The following is a 12,555-nucleotide window of genomic DNA, read 5'->3' on the forward strand; positions in this document are numbered from 1 at the left end:
GGGGGATTTGTGGCAGGGTCAAAGGATGCAGGGGGTACTGCAAATAAGAATCGTTGTTGGAGTGGTCAAAAACGACGATAGACTTAGGGCAAACGGGACTCAAAAAAAACTCTTCGGCGAGCTGCATGGCCGTGAAGGTCTTACCCACGTCGCGGGAGCCAGTGACCAACCAAGTGTTACCTTTCAGGTTCATGGGTGTTTGGGTTTAGGTTTGAACTTGGCAACGGCACCCGACATTTTTTCGGCGATGACCTCCTTGCCCGCACTACCGATTTCGGCGACGGTGATGAGGGTCAAATGCCAAAAGAACTCGTTGGGGCTTTGGAGTTGGAGTTCGCCCCGCAGGTTTTGTTCCCTCATTTGCTGAAAGATGATTTCCTCGTAAATGGTAATGACTTCAAGGTCAGAGAGGATCGCGGATTTGGCTTTTTCAATCTTACGACGACGGTCGACGGCCTTTTGCATTCCCTGAGCCATCTCACGGTCGTATTCAGAGAGGTTGGCATCGTTTGATTCGAGTCTTTCGACCATTTCGACCATGAGGTCAGAAGCGGCCATACCCCCCAACACGTCACGGGCAAAGCGGGAAATGGTTTCGACGTATTTGAGGTTGACGGTAGCTTTCCACTTGGCCATGCTACGGAGCTTTTCTTCCTCGACTTGTGGTTTGACAACGGGAGCAGGAGGCAAGTAAGGAGCCAACAAGGGGTTGGGTACCGCCGTATCAGGCGGGGGCAGCTGATGAGTAGTGGGGGTGGACGAAGCTTGAAAAGGTAAGGTCTCGACACGCGGGGTCGTTTGGGAGGGTAGTTCAGCTCTTTTTTGGGCGAGCGAACCTTCAAACATGCGTTTGGTGGCATTGGCGGCGGCTTGGGCGGCATCGTTAGCGATGATACCCAAATACTTTTGTTTAAGGTCAGGAAACATGGCAATTAACGGGAGAGACGTTTGAGGAGATTGGAGAGCAGTCGCGATACCCCCGCGAAAGCGTGGGATTTGAGCCAGTCGAAGACTTTTTCACGGTAGGCGTCGAGCGTATGGGCAGTTCGGGCAAGGAGTCCCTTTCGTTGCTGAATTCGGATGATTTCCTCGGCGATGAAAGGCCGCATCCACAGTTGAATCGCTTGGGGGTTTTGGTGGAGCAGACCCATTTGGGCGAGGGTATCGGTGAGCAAACGGAGTTGGACTTCGTTTTGCACCATGATAGGGGGCAACTGCTGTTGGAATTCGAGGGCGGCGATGGCATCCACAAAAAAAGCCTTGGCTAAGTCAGGTTCAAACTCCCCAAAATCTTCCACAATGGTCAGGTTATCATCGATGATGACGAGTCTCATGGAATTTGAGGGATGAAGGTCATGAACTGATGAAGAATGGCTTCGGCGTCAAGGTCGATGTCGGCGTTTTCGACGCGTTGGGCGATGTCGCGAATGGCTTGGATGACGGTTGGGTTACAGAAGGCATCGTAGGCGATTTGTTCGGCCGACAAGGGGGCAGGGATGAGTTGCCGAAGCTGTTGATTTTCGGCTTCGAGGGCTTGCAATCGTTGGAGCAACTCGGGGGCGGTCGAATGAGTGTCTTGGGGATTGGCGACAAATTGGGCGAGGGCTTCGCGGAAAATGTTGTTGACGTGAGTGGCGCGCATTTGGGCGAGACGGAGGAACTTTTGTTCAAGGGAGATACCGATTTTGAGGGAGACTTGTTGGGTGTAAGACTCACGTGGAGCGTTGGGATTAGGGAGAGGGGGGAACATGGGCGTTAGGCTTGGTTTTGGGCGAAATTGGGGAGGGGGAAATAAGCTTACAAAGGGGGATAGGGGGAAACATGGGAGAAGCGGGGGAATCCTAAGGAATCCAATGGGAACCCAAGGAATCCAAACAGGAATCGGATTCCTCAAGGAAATGGAGGATTCCTAGGAATCCAAGGAATCGGAATCCTCGAAAAAGTGGGGATTCCTTGAGGAATCCAAGGAATCCTAGGAATCGGATTCCAAAAGGGGGTATATATCAAACAGGAATCGGATTCCTAAATAAGTAGGTAGGTAGTAGGAATCGGAATCCAGAAAGGAGAGGAGGGAAAGGCTAAAAATATGTAAGGTTATTAGTTGTAAATTACCCTAAAAGTAAGTTTTTTTGTTTGACAAATGTTAATGTAGCACAAAAGCAAACCTCCCCATAGTTCGATGAGACCGCTAGAAGAATTCCAGATACCTTATGAAGTAGAAGTGAATGCGAAGTTGTTAGACCGCAATGGTATATTCTCGACGAAGTATGCCGAATACAAGATGGCGAAGATACGTAGGGAGTTGGGGCTACGGTTGATTACGGTGCGTACTTTCTGTGACTACTTCAAAATTGACCCTGTCAGGTTTAGTCGGTTGAAGTGAGGGGGGAATACTGATAAGTGACTAAGTTGATAATACATTTACCCCGCTGTTATTATAGCAAGCTATAAACAGAAATTAAATTCATTTTTCTGAGGGCCAGAAAGCAAAAAGGACTTTGTAAGATTTGTTTTTTCTAAAGCAAACACTGACATTTTCATTCCCCCCCATAATCGTGTTAGGATGATAGCAATTCCAGTATAAAGTGTCTGTTTTTGGCTTGTCGTAAGGCGAAGTGTGAGGAGTCCCTAGTATATCAATAACTTGTGCTTTGCTCTTTCCTATCAAAAATGTCTGATTATTCTGCAAATCTTCAAGCATAGTGTGTCTGATTTTACCACTCAAACTATCACTTTTCCAAATTTCACTATTAAAGGGTTGATTAGGGGGATCCTTAAAAGCATCTTCGAGGAAAGCTAATCCACAGCTTCTAAGTGAGAAAATAAATAGAATGAATAGCGCTATTCTGGTAATAAAAGTGGTAGGATAAATGCTTGAAGAAAAGAGTTTTGACACGATTCGTTTAGCAAAAATCATTATCAGCAATAAGGCGAAGGTCAAAAAGAAGTAAACAAGAAACATGTATTTTCAATAGTAATATAAAGCTAAAAAGCTTTAGGATTAAAGTAGCGTTACTGTAGTACAAAAGGTGTCTTTGTGTACTTTTCAAAGAATCGGGCTTGTTGCGTTTGCACCACTGGTGAAAACCCGCCAAAAAACAATTACAAAAGTAACAACTTGCAAGATAGCAAAAAAGGCGATGGACAACCATCGCCTTTTTTGCTTGTCCAGTACCTACTTTGAAGGTGGTACAGGAGTGCAGCGGCAATGAAGTCGGCCTCGGTTATTCTCAAGCTTTTCAAAGAAATCAATCAGGGATTCATAGGAGAAGTAAAGTCCCGACCTTTCGGTCGCTAGCTTTCCATTAATATCCTCGGATTCAATCCAAACCCTCATAAAAGTTTTGAGCAGGTAGAGAGCATCTTTGGGTTCAATGTCGGTAAGCAATTGGTCAAGGATTGCAAGGTCAGTAAGGTCAAAGGGGGAGGCGATAAGGTTTTGCATGATATTTTGTTAGTCTGAAAGGTTATTGAAGCAAGTAGAAAGGGAATTGTGAGAGCATTAGCACCACAAGCATGATGATGGCCAAAAGTCCAACGAGCGAAAATAGAGTGTTGGTTTTCATGGATATAACCTCATTTGGTGAGCATTTGAAATACTTTTTTTACCAGAGCCATGTCGGTTTCAAGGGTATGAATCTTTTGTCGGTATTCCAGCCTTTCCTTTTGGGCTTCTTTATTGTCTTTTTCAGACTGCTTTAAGAGTTCTTGATAGAGTTTTGAGGTACGGTCATAGTCTTTGATGATGTATTCGATGCACGCCTGACCCGTTTTGATGCCCGTGTTTTCCATGACCTCGTTCATGATGTTGACGAGTTCAGGTTTGATGTCCATATCCCTGAGGGTGATGGTCTTGAAGTCCTTTTTTTCTGAATTTGCTATCATTTTTTGAGGTTGGTTTGGCCGATGCGCGACGGAGCAGAGCTACATCAGCGATTAGTGAATTTATTTTGCTATCAAAATGGACGCTGCGGCGCTGTCCAGGCGTGGAGCTGTATAGGTATTTTGCTATCAAAATGGAAGCTGCAGCCGTGTCCGGGTTTTAGGGTCGACCTGAATTTTGCTATCAAAATTTAGCGCTTACTGTGAAGTAGCTTTTGTCTGAAGCACCGCTTTTTATGGTGGTAGAAAACATTGGATTAGGGTTTGTTTTTGACGATGACCATGTTCATGAAGTAGAATTTGAGGTTTTCGACGCTTCCCAAGTGCCTACACTCAAACTGTAGTTGTCGTTGGTATTCTTCGAGCTTCATTCCCCTATCAATGCGTGATACAAAGCTGCTGATGCGTGAAAAAGGATAGACGCTGATTGCTTCACAAATAGCATACAGGAAGGTTTTTCCTTTGACCTGAATCTCGTAGGTCTCTCCTACCTGATATAAATTCGATTCAGGCAAAAGCACCTGAAAACTATGGGTAGAGGCCAATTTGTTGTTGTAGTTTTCGCCAAGATTGATTTTGGGAAAGGTCAAAGGGGGTTTGTAACCTTGTTGCTCAAAAAGGTTGATGTGATGGTTCCATTGGTTGTTCATTTCGGTAAGGGAGATTGAATTGTACAAAAACAGAATCAGGGATAGCATGAAGTAGCGTTTGAGGGTCGTAGTAGAGCGGATTTCCATTGATGTCTTTGCCGAACACGTCTATACGGGCAGGGCTGATGTAGGGAACAGCCTTCACAAAGAAGAGCTTGATTTGGGCGTTTTCGGCAGTGATAACGGCTTTTACCTCGGTCGAATCTTCGGAACGTTCGACGGCCAAAACTTGACCAATCTTAATGACAGGTGGATGCGTAAATAAAGAACCAAGGATGATGATTCCAATTACCAAAAAGTAGCGAAAAATGAGTTGGATTTGTTTCATAGAATGATTGTTTAGTGTTCAAAATACCAGAGATAATCTTCTTCATTGTCGGGGGTAGATTCGCGTTTCATATCTCCCAAAAAGAGGTTGAAATTCTTGGCCAAGTGCGTTTGGATGTTGCCCTTCAAGATGTTCAATTCTTTGTTGTTGGAAGCCTCACACAGCTCAAAAAGGATGATAGCAACCTCAACGGAAATCCTGACTTTCAACCCTCTTTCATTGGGGCCTTGATAGTGCCACAACTGCCCCGATTTCTTCCATTTTTCGATGTCCTTAAGCAGGGTTTTGATATGGGCGATACGAAGGATATTTTCGGGGGTACGGTTGAGGGGTTCGAGCCTTTCAAAATCGTGGCAGGGAGGGTAGATTTTGGCCATGAGCGTCCATTCTATCCAATCCACTTCGGCGGCTTGAATGTAGATTTCGGCCTTGTCCGCTAACTTTTTGAAGTAAAAGTGAGGGTAGTGCATGGCTATCGACGGGCTTGTTGGAGGATGTCAATCCAAGCGTCCAAATGTTGGTTAAAAAAGACTTGGGTTTCTGGGTCGTATTCTCGGGAGAAATCCTTGATAGGTTCTTTGCCCCGAATATTGAGAGCGCACAGAAAATGGGGACTAGCAAATCCCGCATGGGAGTACTGCGAAATAGCCCCTTGTTTGATTCTGTCTTTTTCCTCGTGGTTGTTGAGGTAGATTTGAATGGAAGTGATAGGGTTACTGGCGTGGCTACCATTGAGTTTACTTTGTAGGCAACGGGCAAAGCGGTCAAATTCCAACACGACTTGCCTTTCAAAGTCAAGCATATCCCAATCGGGGTCATTGGTCTTTTTCTGATAGTAGGTCATGCTGTCTTTGGCATTTCCGTTGGGATAAGTTCCAAATGGATACTTGTGGAAGATGATAGGGGCAAGACGGCTGTTGATACCGTCAAAAGGATTGGGTCTAAAACTACTAGAAGTTTTGGGGGCTGTGTAAATTTTGTTTTGCATGGTAATTGTTTGACTATGAGCATGTTATAAACCTGTTTGATTTTCAGTGGCCGCGCCCCCCCCTACCCATGTTCTTATAGGAACAGTACGAACCTTTTTTTTCGATTTTTTGGGGGGATTTTCGAGGTTTTCGGGTCGAAGACCTTACTAAAAGACCTTTTAGAGTTCTTATAGTACTTACTAAGTACTTAGGTAGGTACTTAGGCTAAAAAATTAGCTATTCTAGTTTTAAAAAAGGGGAGGCGTCAGACTGCGCAAAAAAAGAGGCAAAATGGGAAGGGGTTTGGTTTCGTTTTTTGGCTTGTAAATCATTGGCATTTTTGACGGCCAAAATATTAGCTCCTACGTTAAATTCTGTTTGTTGGTTGACTTGTCGTTTGTACCTAGATTCCTCGGCAGAGAGTTGGCCTATTTTGACGGCTTGATTGTGGCGTTCATCTTCAAATTGGAGTACGGTAGGGTCGATTTTGAGGACGATACAGGCCGTGTTTTGGTTTTCGAGTCTTAACCCTCCGCGATATTTTTGTGTCACAAAGCTTTTGTAGATACTTAATAGCTTGTTGATATGGTTTTTGATGGTGGCTACACAGCAACTATCGTTGAGTGCTTTTCGGAGGTAGCTATGGGTGATTCTGATTTCGTAGGCACGGGCGTTAGGTTTTCCCCAATTTTTAATGTAGTACATGAGGAGTTGCCAAGCGGTTTGTTGAACGCTTTGGTGCATACGCGGGTAGGCTTCTCGGTTTTCAAGGCAAAGGCTTCTGACTTGCTCGTTGTTTCGGAAAAACTCGGCCAATTTGGCTTTTGTTTTGGCCAGTGAAAACTGAGGTTTAGAGGGGGCAACGTCGGCGGCATAAGGATTGACTAAGGTAGCCACGGAGATACTTCTTTTGAACATTGTTTTGGAGGGGTTTGTAAATGAGATGGTAGTTTTAACTTTAGCTTAGGTTCGCAGGACATATACAGGACTGTAACGTCTTTATGTTTTGTCCTACGAACCAATGGCCATGAACTCAAAAGGGTAGCTATCTATCCTATGAGCAGTGTCAATAAAAGAACAGTAGAATCCAAGTGAGACAGCAATAGTAAAAGGGGAATCCCAGGCTAAAAACGCCAATGAAAGGGGCACAAAGGAGAATCCAGAAAAGAACGGGATACGACCAATGATGCTTGGGAGTTTCGGGGGTAGTGAGGGGTTTCATGGGCTTAAAAAATTGGTATGTTATTTAATCGAATCGTGGCGTTTGGTGATACCCTTTGACAAAGGGCTGAGGAATGCCTGTACACATCCTTTTTTCTCTACATCTTCATCCAAATACTCGGCTCTAAATAAAATCACCTTCTCAATCTTATGATAGCGTAGCCATCCTTCTCCTCGCCATTTGCGTAAGGTGCTTACCGATACCTTGAGTCGCTGAGCGGCTTCCTCTTCAGACAACCATGCTGAGCCGTTTATGGTAGCCAATATCTTGGTGTTTTGTTCGTGGATAGTCTGCAAGAGGGTCAATTGCTCTTCGGGCAGGCTAAGGGCGATAGTAGTAGGAAAACTCATACGACTGGAGGATTTTGGATGTCAGCGATTTTTTCGAGGGCTAGTACTACCCGCTCAAGGCGGTCGGCACTAGCACGCCGTGGACTGGATACCGCCGAAGATGCCCCTTGCATCCAGTCGGCACCTTCTTTGGTGTTGAAAAACTCATCAACTTGAGAAAGCTGCCGACGCCAATCGACGCCAACTTGGTCACGAGCCTTTACAAAACGCTCTATCAGACGCTCCCGAATGCTCTTTACAACCGTTTGCTCAATACTTTTTGCGTTGACCTTCATAGAATTGTATATTGCACAATGTTAAAATGACATTACAAATATTTATCACAATATTGATAAAAACAAGCTGAATTGTGATAAAATTTACCAATTTTGTTTTATTGCTATGGAAGTGCCTGAAAACCAAAGAATTGAAATTTTAAGGAAGTTTTTAAAAATGAGTCAAACTGAGTTCGCCAAATCAATTGGTATGTCTCAGTCTAACTACAATATGGCTATTAGGGATGGGAGAAATATATCGGGCAAGCCCATTTACCTTCTTCAGAGTGTTCACAAAGTAGATTTGGATTGGATATTTGGGCAGATAGAGAGTGAGACCCCTGTATTTGTGGAGGAGTCGAAAGAGGAAGAAAGGGTACGTCAGCTTGAGCAAGAATTATTGAAAACGACCCAAGAACTTTTAAAATACAAGAGCCAAGAAAACGAAGAATTAAAGCGCAAGTCCGCGCAATCAAACGGATAAGAGTACATACAGCACATGCCCCAATTTTCCAGAAATCTGATTAGATTAATGATTAAAAGAGGCTTTACGGAAGATGATATTGCACAAATGATGGGAGTCACTACCCCCACCGTACTGAGGTGGATATCAAGAAAAGGAATGCCTCGTAGAGTAAGAACCCTTGCCGCCATTTTAGGAGTAACCGTAAGTGATTTGTGGAGTGAAAACCCATTGACTGAGGAAGAGAGGTATCTTCAAAAACGTACCCGTGAGCTAGAGCAACAACACTACCAAGCTGCCTTACAGTTGCTAGCTGAAAAGACTCGTGAAAGCGAGGGCTTAAAAAATCATTCACTTGTTTTTGTTGGGCAATACTAGCTGAGGGGAAACCAAAAAATATCCCATTATGCTACATTCAAATGCGCAATCTGTACTAAAAAGCATATTAAGTAGGGTATTTATTTTGGTTTGAGACGCAGAGAAGACAAAAATGTAACATTAAATACAAAGTAATTTTAATCAAAACCTCTATGACTACTTTATCTCAAGTGTATCGAAAAACTCCTTTTACCGTTCAGGATATATATGACATAGTCTTAAAATGGATTGACGAAGGGTATGAAGTTGATAATGGGTTTCCCCTTTATTATTTAGCAGAATTAATCTCGGAGGCTAATGAAGATAAGTTTATCGAAGTCCTTAATGCTTTATTAGAAAGAGGTTATGAGGTTAAAGCTTTGGATGTGCAAATGATTATAATTAGTGAGAATCAAAAAGTAGTGGATTATATCAAAAGTAAGGGAATAGATGTTAATCTTTTAGACGATAACGAAGAAAATGTATTTTTTCACATATTAAGCGGTAGAGTATTGGAGATATCTAACATAGGTGATTTGTCAAGGTTGTTTCAGTTTGCAATTAAAAACGGAGTTAGATACGATATCATTAATGAAAATGGTGAAAACTTAATACATGCTTATATAAAAGGGGGGCAAGATGATTTTTATTTGGAGGAGCTAATGAAGTTGCCTTTAGACATTAACTTAAGAAATAAGTGGGGTTTTACTCCCCTCCATAAGGCTTGTTTAGAATTGGCAGAAGATAATGCTCTTGAAAAATTAATTAAGCATGGTGCTGATATAACGATGAAAACTTTGGAAAATCAGCATGAAAGTGGAGATTTTAGTATTAAAATTAAATTGGGTGAGAGACCATATGATTTAAGAATAAAGTATTTAAATACACTATTTAATGAATTTTTTGAATATACAAATTCGGTTCCTGAAGAATTAGAGCAGGATGAGATGCAGAGATACGAAAACCAAAAAAATTACTATAAAAGACTCCTCTTACCAGAAAATGAGCGTGATTTTTAAATCGCTTTTAGAGTGTTTTGTTTCAGTAGTGTTTCAGTTATAATTTTATTTTTTGCTTTAATGTGCTGATTTTTAGGAGATTGTGTTTGGTTAAAAACATTCCCGTCGAGGTCACTTTTTAAGTTCATGGCAATTCGTGGTAATACAAAAAAAACCTTAAACTGCTCATTTAAGGGGTTTTTGTTTATTTTCGCATCGCCACGCATCACCATAAATCTAAAAATGTTTCAGCAGCTTCGTGATTTTGAGGTGACCTTCATGCGGTGTTGGATGATTTGGTTTTTTAGGGGGTATCTTTAACGTAGTATATTCTTCATAGGTTTAGAGTTTGGAATTGAATTCATTGGTCAAGAGGGCAAGCTTTTCAAGTCAAGTTTAAAATTTGCTATCAAATAGTTCTGCGGAATATCAGGGTGCACTATTTTTCAATAGAACATCGCTTTCTAAAAACTATTGTCTTGGCTTTTTATTATGATTATTTTTAGAAAGTATAAAGAAATACCGTAAAACCAGTATTTCTTTATACAATTCTTTCACCTACCTTTGAACAACATTTCCTAGTCATAGCTTCCCTACTTTCTATTTGTTAGACTTGCCAAGTTTTGGCCAAATCGCCTATTAATTATGATTCTTTCATAAAGCCATAATTAATAGACATGGAATATCATTGACTTAATTTATCTAATTTCTTATGAAAAAGTTTCTTTACTTCATGTATTTTTACATTGTATCGTGTATCCTACCTACCTCGATTCTTTATGCCCAGTTAAACAGCAATTTAAAAAATTTTAGATGGGAAATTTCAACAGCCATCACACCTATTCTTATCAAAAATTCTGATTATGAGCTGGTAGTGAGGAAGTATAAAACAAAAAATGATAGACTAAGTGCCCTTCGTTTACGTTCAACGATTCACTTTGTGGCAAAAAATACAAATTTAAGTACTTCGGATTACATCAATCTGGCAGAAGGACCCTTAAATGCTAAGATTACTTTAGGAATTGGAAAAGAGTTTTACAAGAAGATAGACAAGCTCTTAATTTATACGGGACCTGAAATAATAGGAGGTTATTATTCTGTAAAACTTTATAAGTTAGACCCTTTAAATGTACCCACACATTATTTTGAAGAAGGGTTTTTAATCGGTGCCAATGCGGTTTTAGGAGCTAAATATATCATGCTCCCGAATGTAACTATAGGTGTTGAGTCGATGTTACACTATCATTTTCAAAATTTTTCAGAGGATGGGCTTTATATCGAAGCTAATCGAAAAAATCGAACAAGAATCCTTACGCACAGAGTGGAATTGCTCCCACTTTCTTCAATAAACCTAAGTATCATTTTTTAACTTTTCTAAATGTAAAGCAATTATGAAAAAGGTATCATTTATTTCTAATAATACTATATTGAATATAGGTAATATAGTTAAAAACAGTGCGTTCTTGTTGATTTTTATGAATGCATTAAGAGTTTCTGCTCAAACTCTAACGATAGTTCCACTTCCCTATTCGGTTTCTGTTCCACCTAAGGATCTTAACGTATATACTATTAGTAGCACCACTGCTTTTGCTTCTGGTTGCAATTTTGATTGGGAAGTAACAAATGGGTGGATTCAGTATATTGGGGGGCAAAGTACAAAAACTGTTTCATATGATGCTGGAGGATATGTCCAAAACATTTATTTTAAAAATGAGAATGGAAATGGAAAAGTAAAAATTACTGTAAGAGATTGCACAGGAGGGGCTGCTTCTAATAATGATAAATCGTCGGAGCATACTATTGCCATTCGATATCTTGGGGCAGTAGGTGATATTAAAATCAATGGCTCGCCTGTGGGGTCTTCTGCATCAGTATCATGTGGCTCTTTTACAGCTTCTGTAGATGCTGTTACCAATGCGACTGGATATATATGGGAACTTCCCAGTGGTTGGTCGGGAAGTAGTTCTACTAACTCTATTAATGTTACAACTAGTGGTTCGACTGGTGGTAATCTTAAAGTAACTGCTAAACGTTCGGATGCTCCAGATTTCAATGACCAAAATAAAACCACTAATTTGTCAATTAATAATTTCCCAAGTACGCCAAGCATTAGTTTTAGCGGCTCTCCTAGTAGTACACATCTTTGTGCTTCAGAGAGTGCTACATTAACAGCTTCTGCTTCAAATGCGACTTCTTACAATTGGACAGCTACGGGTAGTGCCAGAGTAAACGGGAGTACCTCTGCCACTGGTTCAAGTGTTACATTAACAGGGTCAGGAAATGGTCCAGGAACGTATTCTGTCAAATCTTATTCGTCCGCCTGTGGAGCCGAAAGTAATAATGCTGCTTCCGCACAAATACATTTAGGACTCCCTACCTACTCAAGTATGCTCGCAAATGGGAGCCCATTTTATGGAAATATGTGTAATGGCGCAAGTATCTATTTTACAGCCCTTAATGAAGGGGCGACCAGTTATAATTGGGAAATCACTAGCGGTAACGGATCTAACGCTTATTTAACGGGTTACAGCAATGGAACAGCATATTTTAATTCTTATGTTAATGATTGCTATGGCATAGATATAGATTTCACAAATCGATGCGGTACATATAGTGATGGTATAACGGTCTGTGTAGATAATTGTTTTGCCAGATATGCAGTCTATCCAAATCCAGTTACAAATCAAATTAGTATTGAGTTAGGAGAAGCTAAAAATAAAAGAACATTACCTCAACGGGTTGATTTATTTGAGGAAAAATCAACGAAAAAAATACGCACAGTTGATGTAAGAGATGCGTTTGAGAAAAAATCTTTAAAAGCGGATGGCATTCTTACTATTAATGTTGAAGACTTACCTAGAGGTGTATATTATCTTCACATAACTAATAATGAAACTGCTGGAGATAAGTTAGTTGTTCAGCGAGTAGTGTTGAATTAAGATAATAAGGCGTAAGGAGGGAGTGTACGCTGAACTGTGTCAGGATTTTAGTTTTGCCTTTTCAGCCTCCGAGGTAATTTTCTCTGTCAGCTTGTAATCTATCGCCAAATTTAATGTACAATTGCGACATGGCCAACCCCCAAT

20 protein-coding genes are annotated in these 12,555 nt (G+C 41.2%); 6 read left to right on the forward strand and 14 right to left on the reverse strand.

From position 1 onward, the window contains the following. The 4 genes from P1X15_RS32080 to P1X15_RS32095 form a co-directional block, all read right to left on the reverse strand. A partial coding sequence (locus P1X15_RS32080; RefSeq protein WP_277341974.1) for a hypothetical protein occupies positions 1-193 on the reverse strand: 193 nt, incomplete at its 3' end. Then, positions 190-927: a hypothetical protein gene (locus P1X15_RS32085; protein ID WP_277342196.1), complete on the reverse strand. Its 738-nt coding sequence runs from the start codon at positions 925-927 to the stop codon at positions 190-192. The genes P1X15_RS32085 and P1X15_RS32080, both read right to left, overlap by 4 nt. Before the next feature lie 5 nt (positions 928-932). Further along, positions 933-1,334, reverse strand: a complete 402-nt coding sequence (locus tag P1X15_RS32090) for a hypothetical protein (RefSeq protein ID WP_277342197.1) — start codon at positions 1,332-1,334, stop codon at positions 933-935. Next, positions 1,331-1,750 carry a hypothetical protein gene (locus P1X15_RS32095; RefSeq protein WP_277342198.1) on the reverse strand — a complete coding sequence of 140 codons (420 nt, stop codon included), beginning with the start codon at positions 1,748-1,750 and terminating at the stop codon, positions 1,331-1,333. Before P1X15_RS32095 ends, P1X15_RS32090 begins: the two co-directional genes overlap by 4 nt. A 429-nt stretch (positions 1,751-2,179) precedes the next feature. On the opposite strand from P1X15_RS32095, the gene P1X15_RS32100 reads away from it, so the two are divergent. Then, positions 2,180-2,383: a hypothetical protein gene (locus P1X15_RS32100; RefSeq protein ID WP_157585752.1), complete on the forward strand. Its 204-nt coding sequence runs from the start codon at positions 2,180-2,182 to the stop codon at positions 2,381-2,383. A gap of 81 nt (positions 2,384-2,464) precedes the next feature. On the opposite strand, the gene P1X15_RS32105 is transcribed toward P1X15_RS32100, so the two are convergent. The 10 genes from P1X15_RS32105 to P1X15_RS32150 form a co-directional block, all read right to left on the reverse strand. Then, positions 2,465-2,896 (reverse strand): hypothetical protein, encoded by a 432-nt coding sequence (locus P1X15_RS32105; protein WP_157585754.1) that lies wholly within the window; start codon positions 2,894-2,896, stop codon positions 2,465-2,467. A gap of 279 nt (positions 2,897-3,175) precedes the next feature. Then, complete coding sequence (locus P1X15_RS32110; protein WP_277342199.1) at positions 3,176-3,445, reverse strand: hypothetical protein; 270 nt, start codon at positions 3,443-3,445, stop codon at positions 3,176-3,178. A gap of 131 nt (positions 3,446-3,576) precedes the next feature. Then, positions 3,577-3,885 (reverse strand): hypothetical protein, encoded by a 309-nt coding sequence (locus P1X15_RS32115; RefSeq protein WP_277342200.1) that lies wholly within the window; start codon positions 3,883-3,885, stop codon positions 3,577-3,579. Positions 3,886-4,139: 254 nt separating this feature from the next. Continuing rightward, the gene (locus tag P1X15_RS32120; protein WP_277342201.1) at positions 4,140-4,532 is read right to left on the reverse strand and encodes a hypothetical protein; all 393 of its coding nucleotides are present in this window, start codon (positions 4,530-4,532) and stop codon (positions 4,140-4,142) included. Then, positions 4,495-4,860, reverse strand: coding sequence for a hypothetical protein (locus P1X15_RS32125; RefSeq protein ID WP_277342202.1), 366 nt, complete (start codon positions 4,858-4,860; stop codon positions 4,495-4,497). The genes P1X15_RS32120 and P1X15_RS32125 overlap by 38 nt, the downstream gene beginning before the upstream one ends. Before the next feature lie 11 nt (positions 4,861-4,871). Further along, entirely contained in the window at positions 4,872-5,330 is a 459-nt protein-coding gene (locus P1X15_RS32130) for a hypothetical protein (RefSeq protein WP_277342203.1), read from the reverse strand. Between the two features lie 2 nt (positions 5,331-5,332). Next, complete coding sequence (locus tag P1X15_RS32135; protein WP_277342204.1) at positions 5,333-5,848, reverse strand: hypothetical protein; 516 nt, start codon at positions 5,846-5,848, stop codon at positions 5,333-5,335. Between the two features lie 217 nt (positions 5,849-6,065). Further along, positions 6,066-6,746, reverse strand: a complete 681-nt coding sequence (locus P1X15_RS32140) for a hypothetical protein (protein ID WP_277342205.1) — start codon at positions 6,744-6,746, stop codon at positions 6,066-6,068. A 324-nt stretch (positions 6,747-7,070) separates the two neighbouring features. Continuing rightward, positions 7,071-7,400 (reverse strand): helix-turn-helix domain-containing protein, encoded by a 330-nt coding sequence (locus P1X15_RS32145; protein WP_277342206.1) that lies wholly within the window; start codon positions 7,398-7,400, stop codon positions 7,071-7,073. Next, positions 7,397-7,675, reverse strand: coding sequence for a hypothetical protein (locus P1X15_RS32150; RefSeq protein ID WP_277342207.1), 279 nt, complete (start codon positions 7,673-7,675; stop codon positions 7,397-7,399). The genes P1X15_RS32145 and P1X15_RS32150 overlap by 4 nt, the downstream gene beginning before the upstream one ends. A gap of 106 nt (positions 7,676-7,781) precedes the next feature. On the opposite strand from P1X15_RS32150, the gene P1X15_RS32155 reads away from it, so the two are divergent. The 5 genes from P1X15_RS32155 to P1X15_RS32175 all read left to right on the forward strand — a co-directional run bounded on the left by P1X15_RS32155 (position 7,782) and on the right by P1X15_RS32175 (position 12,411). Further along, a complete protein-coding gene (locus tag P1X15_RS32155; RefSeq protein ID WP_277342208.1) occupies positions 7,782-8,138 on the forward strand; it encodes a helix-turn-helix domain-containing protein in 357 nt (118 codons plus the stop codon). A gap of 15 nt (positions 8,139-8,153) precedes the next feature. Continuing rightward, positions 8,154-8,495: a helix-turn-helix domain-containing protein gene (locus P1X15_RS32160; protein WP_409049724.1), complete on the forward strand. Its 342-nt coding sequence runs from the start codon at positions 8,154-8,156 to the stop codon at positions 8,493-8,495. A 152-nt stretch (positions 8,496-8,647) separates the two neighbouring features. Beyond that, the gene (locus P1X15_RS32165; RefSeq protein WP_277342210.1) at positions 8,648-9,493 is read left to right on the forward strand and encodes an ankyrin repeat domain-containing protein; all 846 of its coding nucleotides are present in this window, start codon (positions 8,648-8,650) and stop codon (positions 9,491-9,493) included. Positions 9,494-10,184: 691 nt separating this feature from the next. Continuing rightward, positions 10,185-10,841 (forward strand): hypothetical protein, encoded by a 657-nt coding sequence (locus P1X15_RS32170; RefSeq protein ID WP_277342211.1) that lies wholly within the window; start codon positions 10,185-10,187, stop codon positions 10,839-10,841. A 22-nt stretch (positions 10,842-10,863) separates the two neighbouring features. Then, the gene (locus P1X15_RS32175) at positions 10,864-12,411 is read left to right on the forward strand and encodes a T9SS type A sorting domain-containing protein (protein ID WP_277342212.1); all 1,548 of its coding nucleotides are present in this window, start codon (positions 10,864-10,866) and stop codon (positions 12,409-12,411) included. Positions 12,412-12,555: the final 144 nt, after the last annotated feature.

It is taken from the genome of Runella sp. MFBS21, from assembly GCF_029433105.1.
Lineage (GTDB): Bacteria > Bacteroidota > Bacteroidia > Cytophagales > Spirosomataceae > Runella.

Excerpts from the sequence above, each read along its gene's own strand:
- P1X15_RS32150 (WP_277342207.1), bottom strand. The coding sequence starts at position 7,675 with ATGAAGGTCAACGCAAAAAGTATTGAGCAAACGGTTGTAAAGAGCATT.
- P1X15_RS32155 (WP_277342208.1), top strand. The coding sequence starts at position 7,782 with ATGGAAGTGCCTGAAAACCAAAGAATTGAAATTTTAAGGAAGTTTTTA.
- P1X15_RS32135 (WP_277342204.1), bottom strand. The coding sequence starts at position 5,848 with ATGCAAAACAAAATTTACACAGCCCCCAAAACTTCTAGTAGTTTTAGA.
- P1X15_RS32170 (WP_277342211.1), top strand. The coding sequence starts at position 10,185 with ATGAAAAAGTTTCTTTACTTCATGTATTTTTACATTGTATCGTGTATC.
- P1X15_RS32085 (WP_277342196.1), bottom strand. The coding sequence starts at position 927 with ATGTTTCCTGACCTTAAACAAAAGTATTTGGGTATCATCGCTAACGAT.
- P1X15_RS32130 (WP_277342203.1), bottom strand. The coding sequence starts at position 5,330 with ATGCACTACCCTCACTTTTACTTCAAAAAGTTAGCGGACAAGGCCGAA.
- P1X15_RS32090 (WP_277342197.1), bottom strand. The coding sequence starts at position 1,334 with ATGAGACTCGTCATCATCGATGATAACCTGACCATTGTGGAAGATTTT.
- P1X15_RS32100 (WP_157585752.1), top strand. The coding sequence starts at position 2,180 with ATGAGACCGCTAGAAGAATTCCAGATACCTTATGAAGTAGAAGTGAAT.
- P1X15_RS32095 (WP_277342198.1), bottom strand. The coding sequence starts at position 1,750 with ATGTTCCCCCCTCTCCCTAATCCCAACGCTCCACGTGAGTCTTACACC.
- P1X15_RS32115 (WP_277342200.1), bottom strand. The coding sequence starts at position 3,885 with ATGATAGCAAATTCAGAAAAAAAGGACTTCAAGACCATCACCCTCAGG.
- P1X15_RS32140 (WP_277342205.1), bottom strand. The coding sequence starts at position 6,746 with ATGTTCAAAAGAAGTATCTCCGTGGCTACCTTAGTCAATCCTTATGCC.
- P1X15_RS32160 (WP_409049724.1), top strand. The coding sequence starts at position 8,154 with ATGCCCCAATTTTCCAGAAATCTGATTAGATTAATGATTAAAAGAGGC.
- P1X15_RS32145 (WP_277342206.1), bottom strand. The coding sequence starts at position 7,400 with ATGAGTTTTCCTACTACTATCGCCCTTAGCCTGCCCGAAGAGCAATTG.
- P1X15_RS32120 (WP_277342201.1), bottom strand. The coding sequence starts at position 4,532 with ATGAACAACCAATGGAACCATCACATCAACCTTTTTGAGCAACAAGGT.
- P1X15_RS32165 (WP_277342210.1), top strand. The coding sequence starts at position 8,648 with ATGACTACTTTATCTCAAGTGTATCGAAAAACTCCTTTTACCGTTCAG.
- P1X15_RS32125 (WP_277342202.1), bottom strand. The coding sequence starts at position 4,860 with ATGAAACAAATCCAACTCATTTTTCGCTACTTTTTGGTAATTGGAATC.
- P1X15_RS32175 (WP_277342212.1), top strand. The coding sequence starts at position 10,864 with ATGAAAAAGGTATCATTTATTTCTAATAATACTATATTGAATATAGGT.
- P1X15_RS32110 (WP_277342199.1), bottom strand. The coding sequence starts at position 3,445 with ATGCAAAACCTTATCGCCTCCCCCTTTGACCTTACTGACCTTGCAATC.